Origin of the sequence: Neisseria sp. (assembly GCF_041804105.1) — a bacterium.
Classification (GTDB): Bacteria; Pseudomonadota; Gammaproteobacteria; order Burkholderiales; family Neisseriaceae; genus Neisseria.
In genome coordinates, this window is sequence record NZ_JBHCJY010000132.1 from 1 (window position 1) to 20,204 (window position 20,204).

Sequence of the window (20,204 nt, forward strand, 5' to 3'; positions counted from 1 at the left end):
ATGGATTTTGGCTCAATGGATTTTGGCTCAATGGATTTTGGCTCAATGGATTTTGGCTCAATGGATTTTGGCTCAATGGATTTTGGCTCAGTATCGGGAAGGCGGCGTGCTTTTGGCGGCGGCGGAATGACGCAGTCTTCGGGAATGTGTCCCGCCGTTTGTGCTTCATGAACCGTATTCCGGGTTTCAGACGGCACGTCATCCGCAGAGACTGCATCATCCTTCCGGTCGGTATGGCCGTCTGAAACCGCTTGGCGCTTAATCGGTGCATCCAGTTCTTTGAGTACCCCGGCAAATTCCGCCGGTAACGGCCCATTGGGAAACAGGGTTTCGGGACGAAATTTGAGTACGGTAAACGGGTATGTTTTCAGTTCGCCGTCACTTTTTGCAAAGGTGACGGCGATATTGCTGACCGCTTTGCCCGGATCAAAGGTATTGGCTTCGACCAAGCCGTACTCCAGCAGGGTGTCAAAGATGCGTTGGTTGTCGGACGGTATCGATTTGGCCAGTTGCGGCTCGTTGGCGGCCAAAAAATCGCGCACACGGTCGGGAACGTTTTTGGCCATCATGTAAACCATGCCGCCATGATAGAAAAGATCGCCGCCGGCGGTGGTGGCGATACTGAAGTAGGCACCGCGCTCTGCCAGCATTTCGATCAGCGTATCCATGACGATTTCGTTCAACGGCCGCCGCTTGGCCGTTGCCAAACGCTGGCGCGAACCGAATTTCAGGTCTCTGGCCACCGACTGCATGTCGGCGGTCCGGATGATTTCGGCCAATGCCGATTTTTCGTCGCTGCCGCCCAGGTAGTTGCGTAAGGCGTTAACCAGGTTGGGATCGCTGGCGGCCATCCAACCTCGTGCATGCTGCGGCACGATATTCTGAAAAAACGTCCAACCCAATGTTTTGTGCACGCTGTACGGTGTTTTGTGATCCGGGAAGACAACGCGGTAGAACGTCCGTCCGCTATCCGACATACGGCCGGTATCGGGCTGCCACAAAATAAAGTTATCGTCATCAGATGTCTTATAAAGCGGAATCTCAAAGGACGTGATCACTTTGCCGATGTCGTGGAGTAGGGCGGCCGCTAAAATGCCGTAACGCCAAACCGTACTCAGGCGGGCGATGTCCTCGGTTTTGGCATCGGGCGGCCAGCTCTTGGCATTGGAAGCCAGCAGTGCCATGGCCGCGACATCGAGCGTATGTTTGGCCAAGCCGCCGTCACCGGCGTGGTGGTGCGATTCCGAGGCGGGCAGGCGCTGCACCAGTGTGATGAAGTTATGGAGCAGGGGCAGGCCGTCCCTGTCCCAATTTTCATTGGTAAGGCCCAATTGGGACTTGATGTTGGCGACGGAAGGTGCAAGGCCGAGTTCGTAAATCAGGGATTCGGCATCCAAAATGCGGAAGCGGCCGTTGGCAATTGCCGGCGGCCGCAATTGGGGAGCGGAGGTATCCGTTATGGCCGGAGGGTGGTTTTCACCGTGTTTGCGCGGCATCAAACGCGGCAGCAGCCAAAGGGCCGCCGCACCGATGCCGCCGTACAGCAGCCAGTCTGGCGTATTCATACTGCAACACCCCCGAGCAGACGGTTTAAAAAGCACCGTGCCGTGTGCGGCGGTGTCCGGGGCAGTGACTGGATGACCGCTTCGGACAGTTTGTTTTCACATGCCCACAGGTGGTAGGGTTGTTTGGTGATGTCCCAGTTCGCCGACTCGCCAAAGGCAGTCATGTACCATCCCTCGAATTCCCGGGCGATCAAATCCGCAAAATCGGTATCTGTTGCAGTTTCGGGTAATGACGAGAGCAGTTCGATGGTTTGATCGACAAGGTAATCATGGGTCTGTTCGGTGTTAAATGTTGCGGACTCCACGAACCCTTCGCAGCGGCCGATTAAAAAGATCAGGATTGCACCCCATCGGGGGCTGATGTTCGGAAAGCGCTTCAAAAAATCAAAAAGCCGTTCGAATTCGATTTCGTTCATAGCTCCCACCGGTGTTTGTTATTTACATGATGGCGAGTATGAAACCGGATCGGCTTTACTGGCAAAGATAAATCCGAAGTCCGGGTTTTCGGATTGTTTCTTGACATGCAGGAGGCTTTTGTGGTTGCAAGCCTTTTCTGCCTTTTGATTTTGGGATTGATAACGGTACGTTATCAATCCCAAAACCGTCCCTTAATCCTTTTCATTACCCTTTGATTTTTTTCCCTTTTCCTTAAGCCTTACCCTTTGACCTTTAAACCTTTTAAAAAGGCAATACGCGGTTTTTTAGCGTATTGCCTTTTTGCCTTTTGGATAAGTCCGTTACCCTAAAATAACTGAAAAGTCAAGAAACAATACAAAAAAGGCAAAAATATATTGTTTGTTGAGGTTTATTTGCAAAAAACCAAAAATGTGTCCGTCAACCGACACAACACCCACCCGGGATTCTGCGGATGTTTGGAAATAAAGATGGGGGCATCAGGATTTTCAGGCCGGCTGTATTTTTAGGGCAGGGTGCTTGCAGAAAAGCCTGCCGAGACGGTTTCCCATATTGCCGTCCAAACGTCAAAGTACCCTGCCTTAAAAATACGGATACAGAAAGCTCATGGCTGAAAACGATCTACAGGGAGCTATGTCCCGACATTTACAAGCCCTTCATCGGCCGAACAAGGAAGTCATCGACATACAGGGGAGCGGAAAATTTGAATATACCGACGGGAGAAGGGATATTGCCGATTTCCTGAACGATATTTTTTGGTACGCAAAATCCATAGGGGTTTCAGATGTCCACTTCCAGTCAACGGCCCACGGCTGCCTGATCAGGATGCGTCATTCGGATATGAAGCTGCAAGATTACATGTATCTGAATAAAAAGGATGCCCAAGCCGTAGAAAGAAGGTTGCGTGCGCAAAGTGACGGCAGCGATGATGATTTTCGCTATACAAACGAATCACAAATACTTTTGGTCAACTCGGCCAAAACCAAGATGCTGAATATCCGCATCAGCTTCAAACCTACAGTATTCGGACAGAATATCGTATGCAGGATTTTAAGGGAGGCTGATGAAATCAGCCTGAGCAAGATAGAAATGGATCCTGAGCTGAAGGCGCTCTACCTTAAGGTTCTTTCCCTTGAAAACGGTTTGATTGTCGTCAGCGGCCCTACAGGATCCGGCAAAACCCAAACGCTGATGGCCAGCCTCAATGAACTGGACGACAGCAGCAAAAACATCTGTACGGTTGAAAATCCGGTCGAGATCGTCAAAAGCGGTCTGAACCAGACAAATGTTACCCCGCAAATTTCTTTTGCAGCCGCCCTCAAGAACATATTGCGCCAAGACCCGGACGTAATATTGGTAGGGGAGACCAACGACGAAGAGACCGCCGTTATTGCCGTTAATGCAGCTCATACCGGACACATGACGTTAACGACAACCCATGCCAATACGGCCGCCGGATCGCTGCTGCGTCTGATGCAACTTGGAGCAAAACACTTTGAATTGGCCGATGCAATCCGCTGTTTTTTTGCACAGCGACTGATGAAGAAATTGTGTCCCAACTGCCACCACACCATACCTGCCCCGAAGAGCAGGCTGCCAACCCGATTTCCGGCGGATTCTTACGCCAAGCTCAATCCGAAGGGCTGTATGAATTGCAACGGACAAGGCTTTATCGGGCGCATCCCTGTTTTTGAAATGGGCTTTAGCAGCGAAAAAGTCAGGCAGGCAATTTTAGATAAAAGTATGGCTGCTTTGCAGCAGGCATTATTTGAACAGCCGACTTACCGCACGCTGACGGAAGCAGCTTTGGAGCTATCGAGAAACAGGCTTGTTGATTTTGATGATGCGGTTAACGTGGAATCATCAACTGATTTGCTATCAGAAGGCTAAAAATGGACAGAAGAAAGTTTTTACTCGGAATAACGGCTCTGTCGGTCAGTGCCGTGACCGGCGCTGCTCCGGACATCGGAACATTTTCCGGTAAGACGCACTTGGAATTTGATGATGATGCGGTGCGCAAATTCAAGCCGGCAATACCGATCGGTAATTACAAAGAAGATGCACACCGTATCTATATGTTCATTTCTTTTTCCTGCCCCTTCTGCGCTCAAACTTGGGAGGCTTTCGCCAAATGGGCATTGGCTTTGCCCAATCCCTATAAATTTGTCTATGTGCCTATTTTTAACGGGAAGGTTCAAAACACGGCAGGGACAGGGTTTTACATTATCCGGGAGCTGGCACCGACCAGAACACCTGAGTATTTACGCCTGGCATTCTCTTTGCAACAAAAACGGAACACCGGCACAAAAGATTATATTGCCATTCTTTATCAAATGGGTTTTACCCGCCAACAGATCGCTTCCGCATCCCAAAGTGCCGTAACACAGAAACGGATTGCGCGGGCCATGATGCTTTACCAGCGATACCGCGTCGGAATTGTGAATCAAACCCCCGTCTTCGGAGTGGCCGGAAAATATCTGACCCATACCGGATTTACCAAAAACGGATACTACAAGGAAGTGGCCGAAAATCTCAGTTGGTTGATTACAGATGAAATCGAGAAAGCATCATAAACGAATGTTTGCGGCCGGCACGATGATTGTTTTCCTGATGCTGCCACAGGCATTCCACCCCAAGCCCTGTCCCGATACCAACAGTATCCATGGAGGGTTGTTTCACTCCCCGCACATCGAAGAACCGGCAAAAAATGCAGTGTTATCCGTCATCAGCCTGCAACAGTATCCGGCCTGTTTTGCGCCTTTGCAGGAGGTGAGCGGCAAGGGCTGGGTATATCGGATTGCCGGCGCTTTAAAGGCTCGGGCATATGACACATACCGGCATTGGAATTTTTTTATCTCATTATTCGGAACGGGTTTTTTCATCTCGTACATTTTGAGCATCCATGCCCGAAACCGTAAGGAAAAGCGTAATGCACTTAAAAGCTAAATACCCAATGATGACCGTCATTGCCGTATCGGCCGTTTCCGCCTGTTCGGCAAAACCGGCTGTAAAAATCAATACGGATGAAACCGTCCCGAAGCAAATGATGATGCCGGCACCCGCGACCTATTCCGATTCCGTTACCCCGGGCATCGGTATTCTGCCTTACTGGGCGGAAACGCACGACATCGAAACGCGGGATATAGGGGTGTCGTTTGATGAGTATCCGGATACTCAAAAAATCCTGCATACGGTGCATTTCAAAACCGGATCGGCAAAAATTTCCAAACGGGAAAAAAATGCACTTGAAGCCCGAATGGCCGGGCGGACGACACCCGTAAAGGTAATTGGCTATGCCGATCCCCGGGGAGGTACGCGATACAACCAAACACTTTCCGAAAAACGAATGGAAGCGGTACGGCACCAACTGAAAAAAATGAACGTACAAACCGAGCGCGGATGTGCATTCGGCGAAAACCGTTTGCCGTCTGAAAAAAATTGTGGAGACGGACATTATGAATGAGCAGAAGATTGTTTTTCCTCAGTATATTGATAATTATGCTCCGGTAATGTTTTGGGAAGTCGATGATTTTATACCGGTTGTTGCAGGGTTTGAAATCGGAGTATTCGCAGACATGTTCATCAACCATTCGATGGTACAGCTTTTCGGTATCGCTTTCGGCTGTTATTTGGCGAAGCAATATATCAAATCCAAGCAAAACAATCTTTCGGGCATGCTTTACCACAAGCTGTACCGATGGGGGATCGTGTTTTTAAACAAATTTCACAAATACGGCTTGATGAAGAGATGGGTACATTAAATGGAATACAACAAAGCCAGAACGCACCTGAAAGAAAAGTTCTTGAGCATGATTTCGAAAACCACCCGAGACGGTGTGTATTTGACAATCATTTTCTTCTTGGCAGGGCATGCTTTTTTTCATGGTAAAGAAACCATTCTGATACCGCCTGAATTGACCGAGGAGGCCAAAGTATCAACCAAATGGGCTACAAAATCCTATTTTCAGGGTTTCGTTTGGATGTTGGTCACAAACATTTCGCAGATTACCCCTTCCAATGCAAGGGAAATTTATAAAATGATAGAGCCTTATTTTTCAAAGGAAATCTGGAAAAATCTCGGCCCGCAAATTTTAGAAATAGAGAAAAATCCGAATTTCACCGGTGCCAATATTTACAGTGCTTTCGCACCGGAGAGTATGGAATACGAACCGAATACGAAAACTTTTTATGTGTACGGCAAACTGACTTCTTCCCAATACAGGCAGGGACAAATCAAAACGTTCCGATCGATCTATGCCACTTACGAAATCCGCATGAAAAAAGACGGTCTGTATCCGCAAGTCGTGCATTGGCGGCCTTATGAGGGCGTACCGATGACCGAGAAGTGGAAACAGAAACACCCGGATCAAGCTGCGAAGCGTGAAGCGGCACTGCAAAAAAACGTTGAAAGCCGTCAGATCTATCCTCATGCCGAAGAACAGAAAATTTTCGAGGAAAACGGCGCTACTCCGGTTCAAAGCATGCCGGAAAAACCTGCGGCGACTACGACAAAATCTGCTTCAGCGGCTACGGCTCCTGCAACGGCGGCATCACAGGTATTGGAAGGCATCAAACCGCCCCTGCCGGAGCAGAAAGCGGCTTCCCAAAACGATTTACTTTAGGATTTTGACCCATGAAAACAACCGCCAAAATGACCGTATTGGCTACAGCGATTCTCTTGGCAGCCTGTTCTTCAGGCAAAGCCCCCAAGCATACCGTAACAGAACCGATGCCGCATATGGTTCATCCGTCAAAGCCGAACAGCCAAGTCAGAAACCCCCAACGGGATTTTGTTAAACAGACCCGCCGGTCTCTCAAAAATATTCCCAACCACCAAAGACGCGTCGTGCAGATTGCCGCACCCCGAAAACGGGCCGGAATTTTGGTCGATATTCAGGAAGGCAGGGCGAACGGGGTGCAGAGAGTTACGTCACGATATGGTGAGAACCATATTGTTTATATTGCCAGACATTATCCGACCCTTATTCTCACGCCGTTTGCCGACCCGGACACTTATGACAACAGAACCGAAAAAGAATACGGATTCGAGTTTTTCGGCTCGAATATCGTTGTCAACCCCCGTTCCAACAAAAGGATTTGGCTGACCATTTACGACAAGGCAAATCCACGCGGCCTGCCCATTACCATGACCCTGATTCCCAAAGCGGGAATGATGGCGCAAACCATCAATGCTGCGGCCGACAAATCACCGAGCGAGGAGGCAAACGGCCTGCATCCCTCGGAGGGCGGTTTCCAGCAGCAACTGACAAAAATACTGAAAACCATTGTTGAACAAAAGCTCCCTGCCGGATTCACGGTCAGACCGCTGCGGGAAAATTTTGCGCTTGGCAACGGGATGAAAACCATGCCAGTTGAGCGTTATCACAGCACGGAATTCGATGTTTACCGTTATCGGGTAACCAATGTCGGCCAACAGGTATTTGAATTTGATCAACGAACCGAAGAGGCTTACCGCAAGCTCAGCAGATATGTCAGAGCGGTCGCTCCGTATCCGTTGACGACGGTTTACCCGGGAGAAACAACGGATGTTCTGATCTTGATTTCCAAACGGGGAGGAAAAAATGAATAACCTGTTTGAAAAATATTTTGGCTCGCAAAACGCCGCAGCCCAAACCAACCGGCGAACGGCTATCGGTGTCGGAATTACCGTTGCAGCCATCGGTGCCGGTTTATGGTACGACGCACAAAATGCCAAGTCGACTCCGAAGGAAGGAGCGGAACAACTTTTAAACGGTAAAACATCTGAAGAAGCAGATAATCAAAATCTTGTCGCAGATTTAAAACTGATCCGCGAAGACAACAGACAAATGCAACAACAAGTCAAACAGTTGTTGGAGCAACAGGGTAAACCGGCATCAGAGATTGACCAGTCTGCTATTGACAGGGCTGTGGCCGAAGCAATGGCCAAAAACCAAACCAATCTCAATTCAGCTCCTTCCTTCGGAGAAGGACAGGGTGGCGGGATGGCTGCTCCGCCGCTTGCAGAGGGAATCGCGCCTGAAAATCAAGCAGCTTCCTCAACGACACCCGGATTTAATTCGGGTACAGAAACCCATGCCGACGGCAATACGGCTGATAACGGCAATTCGGGTCTCCGTAAAAGGGGAGGGAAAACCAGGGAGCAGTCTGCAACCCAAGCCACGGACAACCAAAGTTACCTGCCGCCGGGATCCATCCTTTCCTACAAATTGCTGACCGGTGTGAATGCACCGACGAATATTGCCAGTGACAGTAAAAATCCGCCGGTAATTCTGCTGACGATTAAAGGGCTTGCACTCCTGCCGAACGGATACAGAGCAGACATCGGTGACTGTTTTGTTTTAGGCCCGGTCTATGGTCAATACATGGATTCACGGGCGGTAGCAAGAACCAAGAAAATCAGCTGTATCAGAGATGACGGTAAAGCGGTTGAAGCAAATATTGTCGGACAAATTAACGGCGAAGACGGCAAACCGGGCTGGTATGGCCGTACGGCATCCCGCACAGGTAAAGCACTTGCCGGTTTGGCAAGAACAGGCTTTTACCAGACATTGGGCAATATCGGAGGCGGGGTGGCCAATGGTCTTAACTTCAATGTTGGCGGCTCATCATCAAACGGCACCGCCAGAACCCAAATCAATTTAGGCGGCATGGCCGGTCAATCAGTCGCACGTAATGCCGAAACGGCTTTTGACAAAATGGCCAATCTTTACGAGAAGTTCGGCAACGAGGCCATCCCCGTTATTGAGATTGAGCCGGGACGAACGGGCGAAATCATTTTAGAGGAAGGTTTGACTTTGGATTTTTCCAAGGAGGTAAAGTAAATGTTTAAAACCACAACCGCCGCTTTATCCGTGGTGTTGCTCATGAGCGGCTGCTCGTCCATGTTCGATATTGATAAAGATATAAGCAAATGCAGTATTACCGGGAAAGGCAGACCATGTGTCAGTGCGCGTGCGGCTTATTATGCTTCCCAAGATTATGATCCTGAGGCAGAGCTGGTATCTGCCGATACAGGCCGGGGCAAGAAACACCGCAGAGGCCGGAATACCGTATCGCCTTTCCACAATGAACCGTTACATGCAGATGGTGCCGGTTACCCGAGGCCAATGATGAATCCGGCCAAAGTCATGCGTGTTTGGATTAACTCTTATGAAGATGCCGACGGCAATTTGGTCTATCCGACCAGGGTTTACACGGAAGTAGGGCAGAAAAAATGGGATGTCGGATATTCGTTAAAACGTTCGGAAACAAAAATCCGCAGAGTGACCCCTTTGGTTGCGAAACCTGCTGAAAACCCGGTTGCGGAAAAGACGGCCAATGAAATGCCGGAAAACAAAACCGGCAATCATGCCGCACCACAAAACAATTCAGCGAATCCGATTCCCGATACTTTGCCGCAAGGCCTGGTTCCACCTTTACAGTAATCCATCCAAAGGAAGCATCATGAATAATACTACATTGAATACGTTAAATACATTTTCCCGGCTGAAACTGACCGGCAAACACCTGTATGCGTTTGAAATTTTGATCCTTATGCTGTTGATTGCCTATTTTCTGGCATCACCGGCTGATGCGGCCACAGACGAATTCTTTACGGAACCGACAGATTTCTGGGAACGGGTCACTACGGGTACAGGTACTAAATTGGCCTTGGCAGTTGGCGGTAGTGTCGTCATTGTCAGTCTGATCGGGCAAAGATATGTTGCAATATTTATTGTTGTTGCTATTTATGTTTTCGGCGTTTTCTTTTTGCCGGCCATTATCGGCTCGGTAAATGCGACCATGGCACTATAAGCCGGGAAACAGGAAATGAAACTTTTCCTTTGCGAGAAGCCTTTGCAAGCCAAAGCAATTGGCAAGGTAGTCGGCGTTTTGGATGGCCGTTACGACGGCTATTACCAAAAAGGCGATACTGCTGTCACATGGGCATTCGGGCATATTCTGACTCAGGCCATGCCCGATGCCTACGGCGAGGCTTATGCGGATTTCGGCAATATCGAATCTCTGCCTATACTGCCTCAGCAATGGAAAATGGAAGTGTCGTCTAAGACGGCCAAGCAGTTCAAGGCTATTAAAGGGCTGTTGGCCAAAACCGACGAGGTAGTCATCGCTACGGATGCCGACCGCGAAGGAGAAGTGATTGCACGGGAGATTTTGGAATACTGCGGTTACCGCAAAAAAGTCTCCCGTTTCTGGACCAGCAGTTTGGATACAGCTTCGGTCAAAAAAGCCTTGGCGGCCATCAGACCGGGCAAACAGACTGAGACGCTGTATCAGGCAGGCTTGGCACGCAACCGGGCCGACTGGTTGGTCGGTATGAATCTAAGCCGCGCCTATACCGTTGCTTATGCTTCCGGTTTCGGCAAAGAGCATACTCTCTCCATCGGCCGCATTCAAACACCAACGCTGAATCTGGTCGTCCGTCGTGACAGTATCATCGATACATTCCAGCCTTATCCGTATTACGGTTTGAGTGTCGATTTTCAGACGGCCTCACAGGAAGTCTTTACCGCGTACTGGCAGATACCGGAGTCCCTACAAAACAAAGACGGCCTCTGTGTTGACAAGGCTTTTGTTGTAGCGTTGGCCAAACAGTTGGAAACTGCGACAGGTATCGTTTCCGTAGCCAAAACCGAGCGTAAAAACACCCCTGCACCACTGCCATACAGTTTGTCGGCATTACAGAAAGAGGCCAGTAAACGCTTTGGCTTATCGTCTTCCAAGGTGCTTCAAATCGCTCAAAAGCTATACGAAGAATACAAAATCACATCGTATCCGCGTACACCATGCCGGTATCTTCCCAAATCGCAACAGCAGGAAGTGTCCGGTGTGTTTGCAGCCATGGCCGCTATCGACGGCAGCCTTGCGCCGGTGTTGGCCAAAGCCGATCCCAACCGCCCGTCACGGGTTTGGAATGACGCTCAGGTCAACAAACACTCCCACCATGCCATTATTCCGACCCTGACAGCTACGTTCGACATGTCGGTATTGGATAAAAACGAGCGCGAAATCTATCTGATGATCCGCAGCCGCTACATCGCCCAGTTCTATCCGGACTATGAATACGATGCGACGGTCATCATGGTAGAAAGTTGCAGCCAAATCTTCAAAGCAACCGGCCAGCGGCCGAGGGTACAGGGTTGGCGTACATTATTGGGCAAAACCGATGACGAAAGCGCAGAAGAAGATACCGTTTTACTGCCGACAATATCTGTGGGCAATGTATTGGCTGTTTCCGGATGCAAAACCGAAAACAAAAAGACCGCACCGCCGCCACGCTTTACCGAAGCTACCCTGTTGGATGAAATGGAGAAACTCAGCGACTATTTGAAAGAGGTCGATGACGAACAAATCAAAAAAGTCCTACGCAGCACACAGGGACTGGGTACGGAGGCTACCCGTGCCGCCATCATAGACCGACTCTTCGAGATGGGCTATATGGAAAAACAGAAAGGTAAAATTTTCTCTACCGAAAAAGGTCGCAACCTGATTTCTAAAATTCCGCACGAAATTGCGGATCCGGTGACAACGGCCAAATGGGAATTGGCTTTGGCAGCTATTGAGGAAGGCCGTCTGAAAATGGAAGATTTTTTGGCATTCCAAGCAAAAACCATTACTAAATTGGTGGAGCAGGCCAAACAAGTTGCAGCCGATCGAACACCCCGGCGGAGTGCTTCAAAGCCCAAGCCACGGAGTTCAAAACACCACCCCGGCGAAACATGTCCCACTTGCGAAGCCGGAACACTGGTTCAAAAACACATTAAAGACAAGCCCGACAAACAATATCTCGGATGCAGCAGATACCCCGAATGTAGGCACTTCGAATGGTCAAAATAAAGGAAACCTTATGGAAATAACACTTTCACAATGGCAAAAGAAACTGCTGCTTTGGTTGTTTAATGGTAAGGAAGTAAATGACGGCCGATTTGTTGTCGGCTACATCTTGGCACCGCATCCTTTTTCACCGGAGGAACATTACCGGTTGCCGCCGCAGCGTTTTTATAAAAGTGCTTCGTTGTTTTGTTTTCGCTATTGGGTAATTGGGGAATTTATTCGTTTCACATTTCATCTGCATTTGAATTTGTTGTGCAAAAGTTTGTACGGAGCAATAATTTTTATTTTGGCTCTAGGGGTTATAAATGCGTTTTTGGCTTCCCAATCGGAATATAAAGCATTTATTGATGCAATGATGGTGCAACAAAACTTCCAACATTTGTATAAAGTTTCGTTCTTTATCTCATATGCAGTCCATTTGGCTCATTGGGTAATAACATACTCATCAAACAGATTTACCTTTATTTATTTCCTTCGCTGCAATTGGCGGAACCTCCTAAACAGCCCCACCGGTCTCTCAAATGAAAGCGGACAAATAGTGGAAGGCGTGACAGAAGGATGATGTATGTGGGAAAGTATTAAAAAACAGCTATTGCTGAAGTTTTACGATGCCGTATTGTTTGAGACCGGTGAAAAACAGGCCAGGGTGGCGGGAATTATTGTCAATCCGAATCCTTACGAGGATGCCTATCGGTATCAAACCGACTCCGCCACTTTTTTCAGGCTGGCCGAGCAGAATCTGTTTTGTACCGAATCGGCCGTCTATCTTTGCAAACGGCTGATCGTAGAAGTGCTGGGGATTTTTCTTGCCGGTTTTTCTGCTGCATCATCGTTGCTGCTGCTTTATTTATCGGTTTCGTATTTTACCGACCCCGCAGGTGTTGCGTCGGAGTTGGCACGTTTTGCCGACATTGAGGCATTGGATAGGCTCTTCGACATGTTTCTATCGTTTTCGGGTGTTTGCGGCGGTTTTTTCATGTTTTTCCGTTTGACTAAACGTAGTCCCGGTTACCGCTTCAACCGAAAAATGAAGTTATTGCTCAATTTAAGCGGGAAAGTATGAACTCCCGTTCGGAAAACCCGGTCTTACCGAACATCCGTATCTTGCGGATATAACTTTTTAAGGAGCTTGATATGAAATATACAGTAATGTGTGCATTGGCTGTTTTGGCACTTGGTGCCTGCTCTACCCACCCGGATGGCCGGATCAACTGGGCCGACAACCCCCTTAATAACGCGGCAGGCAAAATCGATGACGGTCTGCAACGGGCCAACCGGGCGATGGAGCCGTTGGCAGGCGGAAAACGGCGCGGTGCGGCCATGCCGTCGGCAGAGGATGAACGTTCGTCCGGCGGCGGTTTCGGCCGGAATGGGCTGGCTCCCGGTGTGCATGAAAGCGGAATGTCCTATAAAGACTTGTTGGAAATGGGTGTGATCCGCAAAAATCCTGATTATCCTAAAACATCTAAGCAACGGTATGTCTTTACATCTTTAAATTGTACCGGGCAGTATCGGTGCCTGACACCAAACAATCATATTGCTCCGCGTCCTTAAAAAATGGATAGACGTTCGTTTTTGAAAATCCCGGCGGCCGGTCTTGCTGTTATGGCCGCCGGCCCGGTTGGAATTTTGTTTTCGGATGAAGCCGAGGCCGTCGGAACCGTTGCTGACCATCCCTTTTGGCTGAAAGACCGATATATAGACTGTATCCGGGCAGACACCAAGGAACGTGCCCGGATCAAGTTTTACAGCCAAGGCAGGTATCTGCGTGACGGTTACAGACACGCCTGTTATTTTTTTCGCGACGTCAAAGACAACAATGCCGTGGCGAAAATGGACATACAACTGTTCAATTTGCTCTTCGGTATGCAGGAATGGGCCAGGATGGCCGGCAAGCCGAATCCGGTTATTACCCTTAACAGCGGCTATCGTACACCACGCCGGAATGCCCGTATTGAGGGTTCAGCTCTGAACTCCATGCATATCCATGGCAAGGCCGGTGACGTAGTAATGCGCGGTATTGAACCGTGGCGGTTAGCCGAAATGGCTAAGCATTTCCGTGGTGGCGGAGTAGGGACGTATCGTGGTTTTACACATGTCGACACTGGCCGAATGCGTGAATGGATGGGGTAGGTTGTAATAAATGGATGCAATACAGCAAACTGCCCTTGAGCGCAGGCAACGACGGCTGCCGCTACCGCTTGGTGCGGCAACCCAAAGACACCGCCGCGCCCGCAGGCTGGACAAAACTCTGGCAGGGCGCACGCCCGCGCAACAAGGTTGAGGGATTCGCGCTGTTGGAAAGGGGGCGGTAAGCATCGCGCAAATAAACAGGCCGTCTGAAATTCGGTTACTGAGCGTAATCGAAGTATTCAGACAGCCTGCTTTATTTTCATTAAATTACAGCCAAACACCTAAATTCCCGCACTTGTTTCCCATTTTTTGATTCTACACGAAACAAAATTTCACATTTCCTTTGACTTGCCGCAAGCGCTTCCGACAAATTTCTTGTCGTCCGTTTTGCCGCATTTTAGAATCACGGCAACTTTTCAAAACCGCAGGAGAACATCATGTCCGATTTCAAACAGACGCCCGTGAAACACGGCCTGCCTGATTTGTCCAAGAGCATGATTTGGATGCTCAGTTTCGGCTTTTTGGGCGTTCAGACGGCCTTTGCGCTGCAAAGCTCGCAGATGAGCCGTATTTTCCAAACGCTGGGTGCCGACCCGCATTCGCTGGGCTGGTTTTTCATTCTGCCGCCCTTGTTCGGCATGATTGTGCAGCCGATTGTCGGCCATTTCTCCGACCGCACTTGGATACCGAAGCTGGGCGGACGCCGTCTGCCCTATCTGATCTACGGCACAGTTATCGCGGTTTTGGTGATGATTTTCCTGCCCAATTCGGGCAGCTTGGGCTTGAGCGTAACTTCCGCGCTGCTGTTCGGCGCGCTGATGATTGCGCTCTTGGACGTTTCGTCGAATATGGCGATGCAGCCGTTTAAAATGATGGTCGGCGACATGGTCAACGACAAGCAGAAAAGCTACGCCTACGGCATCCAGAGTTTTCTGTCGAACACGGGCGCGGTGATTGCTACCATTCTGCCGTTTGTGTTTGCCGCCGTCGGTTTGAGCAACGTGGCGGCCAAAGGCGAAGTGCCGCAAACCGTGGTCGTCGCTTTCTATCTGGGCGCGGCGCTGTTGGTGTTTACCAGCACGCTGACCATCATGAAAGTGAAGGAATACGACCCCGAAACCTACGCGCGCTACCACGGTATTTCAACTGACGCCAATAAAGGGAAAGCCAACTGGTTCACCCTCCTGAAAGAAGCGCCGAAAGCCTTCTGGACGGTTTCGCTGGTGCAGTTTTTCTGCTGGTTTGCGTTCCAATATTTGTGGACTTACTCCGCCGGCGCGATTGCGGAAAACGTGTGGGGCACAACCGATGCGGCTTCCGCCGGCTATCAGGCCGCGGGCAACTGGTTCGGCGTATTGTCGGCCGTACAGTCCGTTGCTGCCGTCGCCTGCTCGTATGTGCTGGCGAAAATCCCTGCCGAACGCAACAAACAAGGCTATTTCGCCACGCTGCTGCTGGGCGCAATCGGCTTCGCTTCGGTATTTTTCGTGACCAACCAATACGCGCTGGTGGTTTCCTATATCTTGGTCGGCATCGCATGGGCGGGCATTCTGACCTATCCGCTGACCATCGTGACCAACGCGCTTTCCGGCAAACACATGGGCACCTACTTGGGCTTGTTCAACGGCTCCATCTGTATGCCGCAGATTGTCGCGTCATTGGCGAGCTTCGCGCTGTTCCCACTGTTGGGCAGCCATCAGGGCAGTATGTTCCTCGTTGCTGCCGTGGCCCTGCTGCTGGGCGCGTTCTCGGTGTTTGTAATTAAAGAAACGCATCAGTAAACCGACAGGCCGTCTGAAAATCCGATCGCGGTAAACGGGTTTTCGGACGGCTTTATTTTCAGTAGTTACGGTTAGCCGCACCAAGCGGCGTAACCGTACGGAAGCCTGTTTCACATCGGTATCAAACTTTGCGTACGGTTACGCGCAAAAAGCCGCGCTAACCGTACATTTTCAGACGGCATCCAAAACCTGTTTCCTAATGAAAGTTCCTCATGCAAACCCAACCTTTCGGCACCGTCGGCGGGCAAACCGTCGAAAAATACACTTTAACCAACAAATACGGTACGCGCGCCGGCATTCTGACGCTCGGCGGCATCGTGCAGGAGTTTTCCGTTTCAGACGGCCATACCCGCAAAAATCTGGTGGTCGCGTTTGGCCGCGCCGAAGACTACGCGGAAAACCCGTTTCAAATCAACAAACAAATCGGCCGTGTCGCGGGGCGCATCGGCGGCGCGGCGTTTGAATTGAACGGCAGAACCTGCCGCGTTGAAGCCAACGAGCGCGGCAATACTTTGCACGGCGGCAGCAAAGGCTTGGGAACGCGCCTGTTTGCGGTCGAGTCCGCCGATGATACGGAATTGGTGCTGCGCAGCGTCGTGCGCGAAGTCGAAGACGGTTTCCCCAACGACTTGGATTTGCGCATCTTCTACCGCCTTGACGACGAAAACCGCCTGAGCATCCGCTATCACGCCGAAGCCTTGGGCGATACGGTGTTCGACCCGACCATGCATATTTACTGGCAGCTTGCGCCGAACTTGGCGGGTGCATCGTTCAGAATTCCGCACGGCGAACGTGCGGTTTTAAAAGACGATAATGTGCCGACGGGCGAATTTGATGCCAATCCGCTGTTTGATTTTTCAGACGGCATCAATCTTGCCGAAGCGGTGGAAAACCTGCGTAAAAACAACGTGAAACAAGGCTTCGACGAAGCCTACCGCGTGCGCCCCGATCTGGCCGCGCCCGTTGCCGTATTGGAACATTCGGACTGCCGCATCAATATTTTCAGCAGCCGCAACGGCTTGGTCGTGTTCACCGCTTCGCCCGCCGACATTCCGCAACACGACGCGGGCGTGTATAACGCGCTGGCGACCGAGCCGCAAACCCTGCCCAACAGCCTCAACATCCCCGAATTCGGCAACATCCGCCTGAATGCGGGCGAAACCCATCAATCCGAAATGATTTTTCAAGTTGAAACCCTTTGATTGGAGTGAAAAATGTACACACGAATTATGGAAACCGATCCTTGGATTATCCGTTCGCAAAAGCTGGAAACCGAACACAAACGCTTACAGGAAAGCCTGACCAGCATCGGCAACGGCTACATGGGCGCACGCGGCAGCTTTGAGGAAAGCTATTCCGCCGACAGCCATTTGGGCACCTACATCGCCGGCGTGTGGTTCCCCGACAAAACCCGCGTGGGCTGGTGGAAAAACGGTTATCCGAAATACTTCGGCAAAGCCATCAACGCCGTCAATTTCGCCAAAGTGAAAATTTTTGTGGACGGCAGCGAAGTGGATTTGGCAAAAAACCAAGTGTCCGACTTTTCCGTCTCCCTGAATATGCAGACAGGCGTATTGCGCCGCAGCTTTACCGTATCCGGCGTGAAATTTGAGCTGACCAAATTCTTCTCCGTCGCCCGAAAAGAGCTGGCCGTACTGCGTTGGGACGTGGTTTCCGCCGACGGCAAAACCCACAAAGTGCGCATCGAATCGCTGATTGACGCCGACGTAAAAAACGAAGATTCCAACTACGAGGGCAAATTCTGGCAAGTGTTGGACAAAGCCGCCCAAGCGGGCGAATCGCACATCGCCAGCCAAACCGTGGAAAACCCTTTCGGCGTAGAACAATTCATCGTCAACGCGCATCAGGTGTTTGCCGGAGACTTTGCCGAAACCGCGCAAACCGCTGCCGACTGGCAGGTCGGCAACGTATTCGAAGCCGAAGTCGGCAGCGAAGCCAAAGCATTTGAAAAACGCGTTATCGTCACCACCAGCCGCGACTATCAAGGCTTGGCCGCCGTCGAAGCCGCAGGCCGCGACCTAGTTGCGAAAATCAAAAACGAAACATTCGAAGACCTGCTCTCCGCGCATGAAAACGGCTGGAAACGCCGTTGGGAAATCGCCGACGTCGTCATCGAAGGCAGCGACGAAGCGCAGCAGGGCATCCGCTTCAACCTGTTCCAACTCTTCTCCACCTATTACGGCGAAGACGCCCGTCTCAATATCGGCCCGAAAGGCTTCACCGGCGAAAAATACGGCGGCGCCACCTATTGGGACACCGAAGCCTACGCGGTTCCGCTCTACCTCTCATTGGCCGAGCCGCAAGTAACCCGCAACCTGCTGCAATACCGCCGCAACCAGCTCCCCCAAGCGCAGCACAACGCGCGCGAACAAGGCTTGGCGGGCGCGTTATACCCGATGGTGACGTTTACCGGCATCGAGTGCCACAACGAATGGGAAATCACCTTTGAAGAAATCCACCGCAACGGCGCCATTGCCTACGCGATTTACAACTACACCAACTACACCGGCGACGAAACCTATCTGGCCAAAGAAGGCTTGGAAGTGCTGGTCGAAATCGCCCGCTTCTGGGCCGACCGCGTCCACTTCTCCAAACGCAACGGCCAATACATGATCCACGGCGTAACCGGCCCCAACGAATACGAAAACAACATCAACAACAACTGGTACACCAACACGCTGGCCGTGTGGGTCTTAACCTACACCCGCGACGCGCTGGCCAAATACCCGCGTCCCGATTTGTGCGTCTCCGCCGACGAGCTGGCCAAATGGAACGACATCATCGAAAAAATGTACCTGCCGTTTGACCAAGAGCTCAACGTATTCGTCCAACACGACGGCTTCCTCGACAAAGACCTGCGCCCAGTTTCCGCGCTCTCAAAAGACGACCTGCCGCTCAACCAAAAATGGTCGTGGGACAAAATCCTGCGTTCTCCGTTTATCAAACAGGCCGACGTTTTGCAGGGCATCTATTTCTTCGGCGACAAATTCAGCCTCGACGAAAAACGCCGCAACTACGACTTCTACGAGCCGATGACCGTACACGAAAGCTCGCTCTCGCCCTCCATCCACGCCATTTTGGCCGCCGAATTGGGCAAAGGCGAAAAAGCCGTCGAAATGTACGAACGCACCGCCCGCCTCGATTTGGACAACTACAACAACGACACCGACGACGGCCTGCACATCACCTCGATGACCGGCTCGTGGCTCGCCATCGTACAAGGCTTCGCCCAAATGAAAACCTGGGGCGGCCGCCTCAGTTTCGCCCCCTTTCTGCCCACCGCATGGAAAGGCTACGCCTTCCACATCAACTACCGCGGCCGGCTGCTGAAAGTCGAAGTCGGCACCGAAGTCAAACTCACCCTGCTCAAAGGCGAAGCGCTCGAACTGTCCGTTTACGGCGAACCCGTCAAATTGGAAAACAGCTTTGCCACCGCGCTGAAGAAATAAGGCCGGCAGTTTTCAGACGACCCGAACGCTCAAACAAGGCCGTCTGAAAACCAAACAGGCGCCCGAACAACCGCAACCCGCTCCCTCCCCCGCAGGGGAGGGCCGGGGAGAGGGCAAAACGCCCGGGCCGTCTGAAACGCCGACAGAACAAAACACAAGGAGCTCCCCATGACCTTCCAAGCCGTATTATTCGACCTCGACGGCGTCATCACCGATACCGCCGAATACCACTACCGCGCATGGAAAAAGCTGGCCGAAGAAATCGGCATCAGCATCGACCGCAAATTCAACGAAACCCTCAAAGGCGTTTCCCGCGAAGACTCGCTCAAACGCATCCTCGCCCACGGCGGCAAAACCGTCGGCAACGAAGAATTCGCCGCACTCACCAAACGCAAAAACGACAACTACGTCGAAATGATCGCCGCCATCACCCCCGCCGACGTCTATCCCGGCATCCTGCCGCTGCTCGACGAACTCAAAGCCGCCGGCAAAAAAATCGCCCTGGCCTCCGCCAGCAAAAACGGCCCCTTCCTGCTCGAATGCATGGGTCTGACCGCCTACTTCGGCGCCATCGCCGACCCCGCCGCCGTCGCCCAATCCAAACCAGCACCCGACATCTTCCTCGCCGCCGCCGAAGGCGTGCACACCCCGATCGGGCAATGTCTCGGCATCGAAGACGCCGCCGCCGGCATCCAAGCCATCAAATCCGCCGGCGCCCTGCCCGTCGGCGTCGGCAAAGCCGAAGACCTGGGCAGCGACATCGCCCTCGTTCCCGATACCGCTAAACTCACTTTGGCCTATCTGGAAAAAGTTTGGGCAAACGCCCGCGGTTGAAGCGTCTGCATATAAAAGGCCGTCTGAATTTTTTCAGACGGCCTGAGACTTTTGCAAAACCCTACCCATCACAAAAAAGCTTACTTAGGTTACTAAGTAAGCTTTTTTTAACATCAAATACCCCATCATTACCTATAATTCCCTATTTTCAGGCATATTACCCCCTTTTC

The 20,204-nt window shown here is 51.2% G+C and carries 22 protein-coding genes; 20 read left to right on the plus strand and 2 right to left on the minus strand.

Annotated elements, in window-relative coordinates:
* Both mobH and ACEYDX_RS11175 read right to left on the minus strand, forming a co-directional pair.
* The coding region (mobH, locus tag ACEYDX_RS11170; RefSeq protein ID WP_373742093.1) for a MobH family relaxase at window positions 1-1,565 on the minus strand (1,565 nt) is incomplete at its 3' end.
* Window positions 1,562-1,981, minus strand: a complete 420-nt coding sequence (locus ACEYDX_RS11175) for a hypothetical protein (RefSeq protein WP_373742094.1) — start codon at window positions 1,979-1,981, stop codon at window positions 1,562-1,564. The genes ACEYDX_RS11175 and mobH, both read right to left, overlap by 4 nt.
* Window positions 1,982-2,585: 604 nt before the next feature.
* On the opposite strand from ACEYDX_RS11175, the gene ACEYDX_RS11180 reads away from it, so the two are divergent.
* From ACEYDX_RS11180 to pgmB, 20 genes are all read left to right on the plus strand, one after another.
* The gene (locus ACEYDX_RS11180) at window positions 2,586-3,869 is read left to right on the plus strand and encodes a GspE/PulE family protein (protein WP_373742095.1); all 1,284 of its coding nucleotides are present in this window, start codon (window positions 2,586-2,588) and stop codon (window positions 3,867-3,869) included.
* A 2-nt stretch (window positions 3,870-3,871) separates the two neighbouring features.
* On the plus strand, window positions 3,872-4,552 hold the full coding sequence (locus ACEYDX_RS11185) for a hypothetical protein (protein ID WP_373742096.1): 681 nt from the start codon (window positions 3,872-3,874) through the stop codon (window positions 4,550-4,552).
* A gap of 4 nt (window positions 4,553-4,556) precedes the next feature.
* Window positions 4,557-4,925 carry a hypothetical protein gene (locus tag ACEYDX_RS11190; RefSeq protein WP_373742097.1) on the plus strand — a complete coding sequence of 123 codons (369 nt, stop codon included), beginning with the start codon at window positions 4,557-4,559 and terminating at the stop codon, window positions 4,923-4,925.
* Window positions 4,909-5,442 (plus strand): OmpA family protein, encoded by a 534-nt coding sequence (locus ACEYDX_RS11195; protein ID WP_373742098.1) that lies wholly within the window; start codon window positions 4,909-4,911, stop codon window positions 5,440-5,442. The genes ACEYDX_RS11190 and ACEYDX_RS11195 overlap by 17 nt, the downstream gene beginning before the upstream one ends.
* A complete protein-coding gene (traL, locus tag ACEYDX_RS11200) occupies window positions 5,435-5,740 on the plus strand; it encodes a type IV conjugative transfer system protein TraL (RefSeq protein ID WP_373742099.1) in 306 nt (101 codons plus the stop codon). The genes ACEYDX_RS11195 and traL overlap by 8 nt, the downstream gene beginning before the upstream one ends.
* Complete coding sequence (locus tag ACEYDX_RS11205; RefSeq protein WP_373742100.1) at window positions 5,741-6,601, plus strand: TraE/TraK family type IV conjugative transfer system protein; 861 nt, start codon at window positions 5,741-5,743, stop codon at window positions 6,599-6,601.
* 11 nt (window positions 6,602-6,612) lie between these two features.
* Window positions 6,613-7,569 (plus strand): type-F conjugative transfer system secretin TraK, encoded by a 957-nt coding sequence (locus ACEYDX_RS11210; RefSeq protein WP_373742101.1) that lies wholly within the window; start codon window positions 6,613-6,615, stop codon window positions 7,567-7,569.
* Window positions 7,562-8,803, plus strand: a complete 1,242-nt coding sequence (locus tag ACEYDX_RS11215; protein ID WP_373742102.1) for a TrbI/VirB10 family protein — start codon at window positions 7,562-7,564, stop codon at window positions 8,801-8,803. The genes ACEYDX_RS11210 and ACEYDX_RS11215 overlap by 8 nt, the downstream gene beginning before the upstream one ends.
* Complete coding sequence (locus tag ACEYDX_RS11220; protein ID WP_373742103.1) at window positions 8,804-9,406, plus strand: TraV family lipoprotein; 603 nt, start codon at window positions 8,804-8,806, stop codon at window positions 9,404-9,406.
* 19 nt (window positions 9,407-9,425) lie between these two features.
* Window positions 9,426-9,776: a hypothetical protein gene (locus tag ACEYDX_RS11225; RefSeq protein WP_373742104.1), complete on the plus strand. Its 351-nt coding sequence runs from the start codon at window positions 9,426-9,428 to the stop codon at window positions 9,774-9,776.
* 15 nt (window positions 9,777-9,791) lie between these two features.
* On the plus strand, window positions 9,792-11,819 hold the full coding sequence (locus tag ACEYDX_RS11230) for a DNA topoisomerase 3 (RefSeq protein WP_373742105.1): 2,028 nt from the start codon (window positions 9,792-9,794) through the stop codon (window positions 11,817-11,819).
* Window positions 11,820-11,829: 10 nt separating this feature from the next.
* A complete protein-coding gene (locus ACEYDX_RS11235) occupies window positions 11,830-12,378 on the plus strand; it encodes a hypothetical protein (protein WP_373742106.1) in 549 nt (182 codons plus the stop codon).
* Window positions 12,379-12,381: 3 nt separating this feature from the next.
* Window positions 12,382-12,879, plus strand: coding sequence for a hypothetical protein (locus ACEYDX_RS11240; RefSeq protein WP_373742107.1), 498 nt, complete (start codon window positions 12,382-12,384; stop codon window positions 12,877-12,879).
* A gap of 71 nt (window positions 12,880-12,950) precedes the next feature.
* Window positions 12,951-13,370, plus strand: a complete 420-nt coding sequence (locus tag ACEYDX_RS11245) for a hypothetical protein (RefSeq protein WP_373742108.1) — start codon at window positions 12,951-12,953, stop codon at window positions 13,368-13,370.
* A 21-nt stretch (window positions 13,371-13,391) separates the two neighbouring features.
* Complete coding sequence (locus ACEYDX_RS11250) at window positions 13,392-13,949, plus strand: YcbK family protein (RefSeq protein WP_373742109.1); 558 nt, start codon at window positions 13,392-13,394, stop codon at window positions 13,947-13,949.
* Window positions 13,950-13,963: 14 nt separating this feature from the next.
* A complete protein-coding gene (locus tag ACEYDX_RS11255) occupies window positions 13,964-14,131 on the plus strand; it encodes a hypothetical protein (protein WP_373742110.1) in 168 nt (55 codons plus the stop codon).
* 255 nt (window positions 14,132-14,386) lie between these two features.
* Window positions 14,387-15,730: an SLC45 family MFS transporter gene (locus tag ACEYDX_RS11260; RefSeq protein WP_373742111.1), complete on the plus strand. Its 1,344-nt coding sequence runs from the start codon at window positions 14,387-14,389 to the stop codon at window positions 15,728-15,730.
* A gap of 212 nt (window positions 15,731-15,942) precedes the next feature.
* The gene (locus ACEYDX_RS11265; protein ID WP_373742112.1) at window positions 15,943-16,932 is read left to right on the plus strand and encodes a galactose mutarotase; all 990 of its coding nucleotides are present in this window, start codon (window positions 15,943-15,945) and stop codon (window positions 16,930-16,932) included.
* A gap of 12 nt (window positions 16,933-16,944) precedes the next feature.
* Window positions 16,945-19,200 carry a glycoside hydrolase family 65 protein gene (locus tag ACEYDX_RS11270; protein ID WP_373742113.1) on the plus strand — a complete coding sequence of 752 codons (2,256 nt, stop codon included), beginning with the start codon at window positions 16,945-16,947 and terminating at the stop codon, window positions 19,198-19,200.
* Window positions 19,201-19,368: 168 nt separating this feature from the next.
* Window positions 19,369-20,034, plus strand: a complete 666-nt coding sequence (pgmB, locus tag ACEYDX_RS11275; RefSeq protein WP_373742114.1) for a beta-phosphoglucomutase — start codon at window positions 19,369-19,371, stop codon at window positions 20,032-20,034.
* The last annotated feature ends 170 nt before the right edge of the window (window positions 20,035-20,204 follow it).

What these genes read in the sequence shown, in the direction of transcription:
- ACEYDX_RS11270 (WP_373742113.1), top strand. Translation starts at nt 16,945, where the DNA reads ATGTACACACGAATTATGGAAACCGATCCTTGGATTATCCGTTCGCAA.
- ACEYDX_RS11175 (WP_373742094.1), bottom strand. Translation starts at nt 1,981, where the DNA reads ATGAACGAAATCGAATTCGAACGGCTTTTTGATTTTTTGAAGCGCTTT.
- ACEYDX_RS11215 (WP_373742102.1), top strand. Translation starts at nt 7,562, where the DNA reads ATGAATAACCTGTTTGAAAAATATTTTGGCTCGCAAAACGCCGCAGCC.
- ACEYDX_RS11260 (WP_373742111.1), top strand. Translation starts at nt 14,387, where the DNA reads ATGTCCGATTTCAAACAGACGCCCGTGAAACACGGCCTGCCTGATTTG.
- ACEYDX_RS11180 (WP_373742095.1), top strand. Translation starts at nt 2,586, where the DNA reads ATGGCTGAAAACGATCTACAGGGAGCTATGTCCCGACATTTACAAGCC.
- ACEYDX_RS11265 (WP_373742112.1), top strand. Translation starts at nt 15,943, where the DNA reads ATGCAAACCCAACCTTTCGGCACCGTCGGCGGGCAAACCGTCGAAAAA.
- ACEYDX_RS11225 (WP_373742104.1), top strand. Translation starts at nt 9,426, where the DNA reads ATGAATAATACTACATTGAATACGTTAAATACATTTTCCCGGCTGAAA.
- traL (WP_373742099.1), top strand. Translation starts at nt 5,435, where the DNA reads ATGAATGAGCAGAAGATTGTTTTTCCTCAGTATATTGATAATTATGCT.
- ACEYDX_RS11195 (WP_373742098.1), top strand. Translation starts at nt 4,909, where the DNA reads ATGCACTTAAAAGCTAAATACCCAATGATGACCGTCATTGCCGTATCG.
- ACEYDX_RS11230 (WP_373742105.1), top strand. Translation starts at nt 9,792, where the DNA reads ATGAAACTTTTCCTTTGCGAGAAGCCTTTGCAAGCCAAAGCAATTGGC.
- ACEYDX_RS11210 (WP_373742101.1), top strand. Translation starts at nt 6,613, where the DNA reads ATGAAAACAACCGCCAAAATGACCGTATTGGCTACAGCGATTCTCTTG.
- ACEYDX_RS11240 (WP_373742107.1), top strand. Translation starts at nt 12,382, where the DNA reads ATGTGGGAAAGTATTAAAAAACAGCTATTGCTGAAGTTTTACGATGCC.
- ACEYDX_RS11245 (WP_373742108.1), top strand. Translation starts at nt 12,951, where the DNA reads ATGAAATATACAGTAATGTGTGCATTGGCTGTTTTGGCACTTGGTGCC.
- pgmB (WP_373742114.1), top strand. Translation starts at nt 19,369, where the DNA reads ATGACCTTCCAAGCCGTATTATTCGACCTCGACGGCGTCATCACCGAT.
- ACEYDX_RS11205 (WP_373742100.1), top strand. Translation starts at nt 5,741, where the DNA reads ATGGAATACAACAAAGCCAGAACGCACCTGAAAGAAAAGTTCTTGAGC.
- ACEYDX_RS11220 (WP_373742103.1), top strand. Translation starts at nt 8,804, where the DNA reads ATGTTTAAAACCACAACCGCCGCTTTATCCGTGGTGTTGCTCATGAGC.
- ACEYDX_RS11190 (WP_373742097.1), top strand. Translation starts at nt 4,557, where the DNA reads ATGTTTGCGGCCGGCACGATGATTGTTTTCCTGATGCTGCCACAGGCA.
- ACEYDX_RS11185 (WP_373742096.1), top strand. Translation starts at nt 3,872, where the DNA reads ATGGACAGAAGAAAGTTTTTACTCGGAATAACGGCTCTGTCGGTCAGT.
- ACEYDX_RS11235 (WP_373742106.1), top strand. Translation starts at nt 11,830, where the DNA reads ATGGAAATAACACTTTCACAATGGCAAAAGAAACTGCTGCTTTGGTTG.
- ACEYDX_RS11255 (WP_373742110.1), top strand. Translation starts at nt 13,964, where the DNA reads ATGCAATACAGCAAACTGCCCTTGAGCGCAGGCAACGACGGCTGCCGC.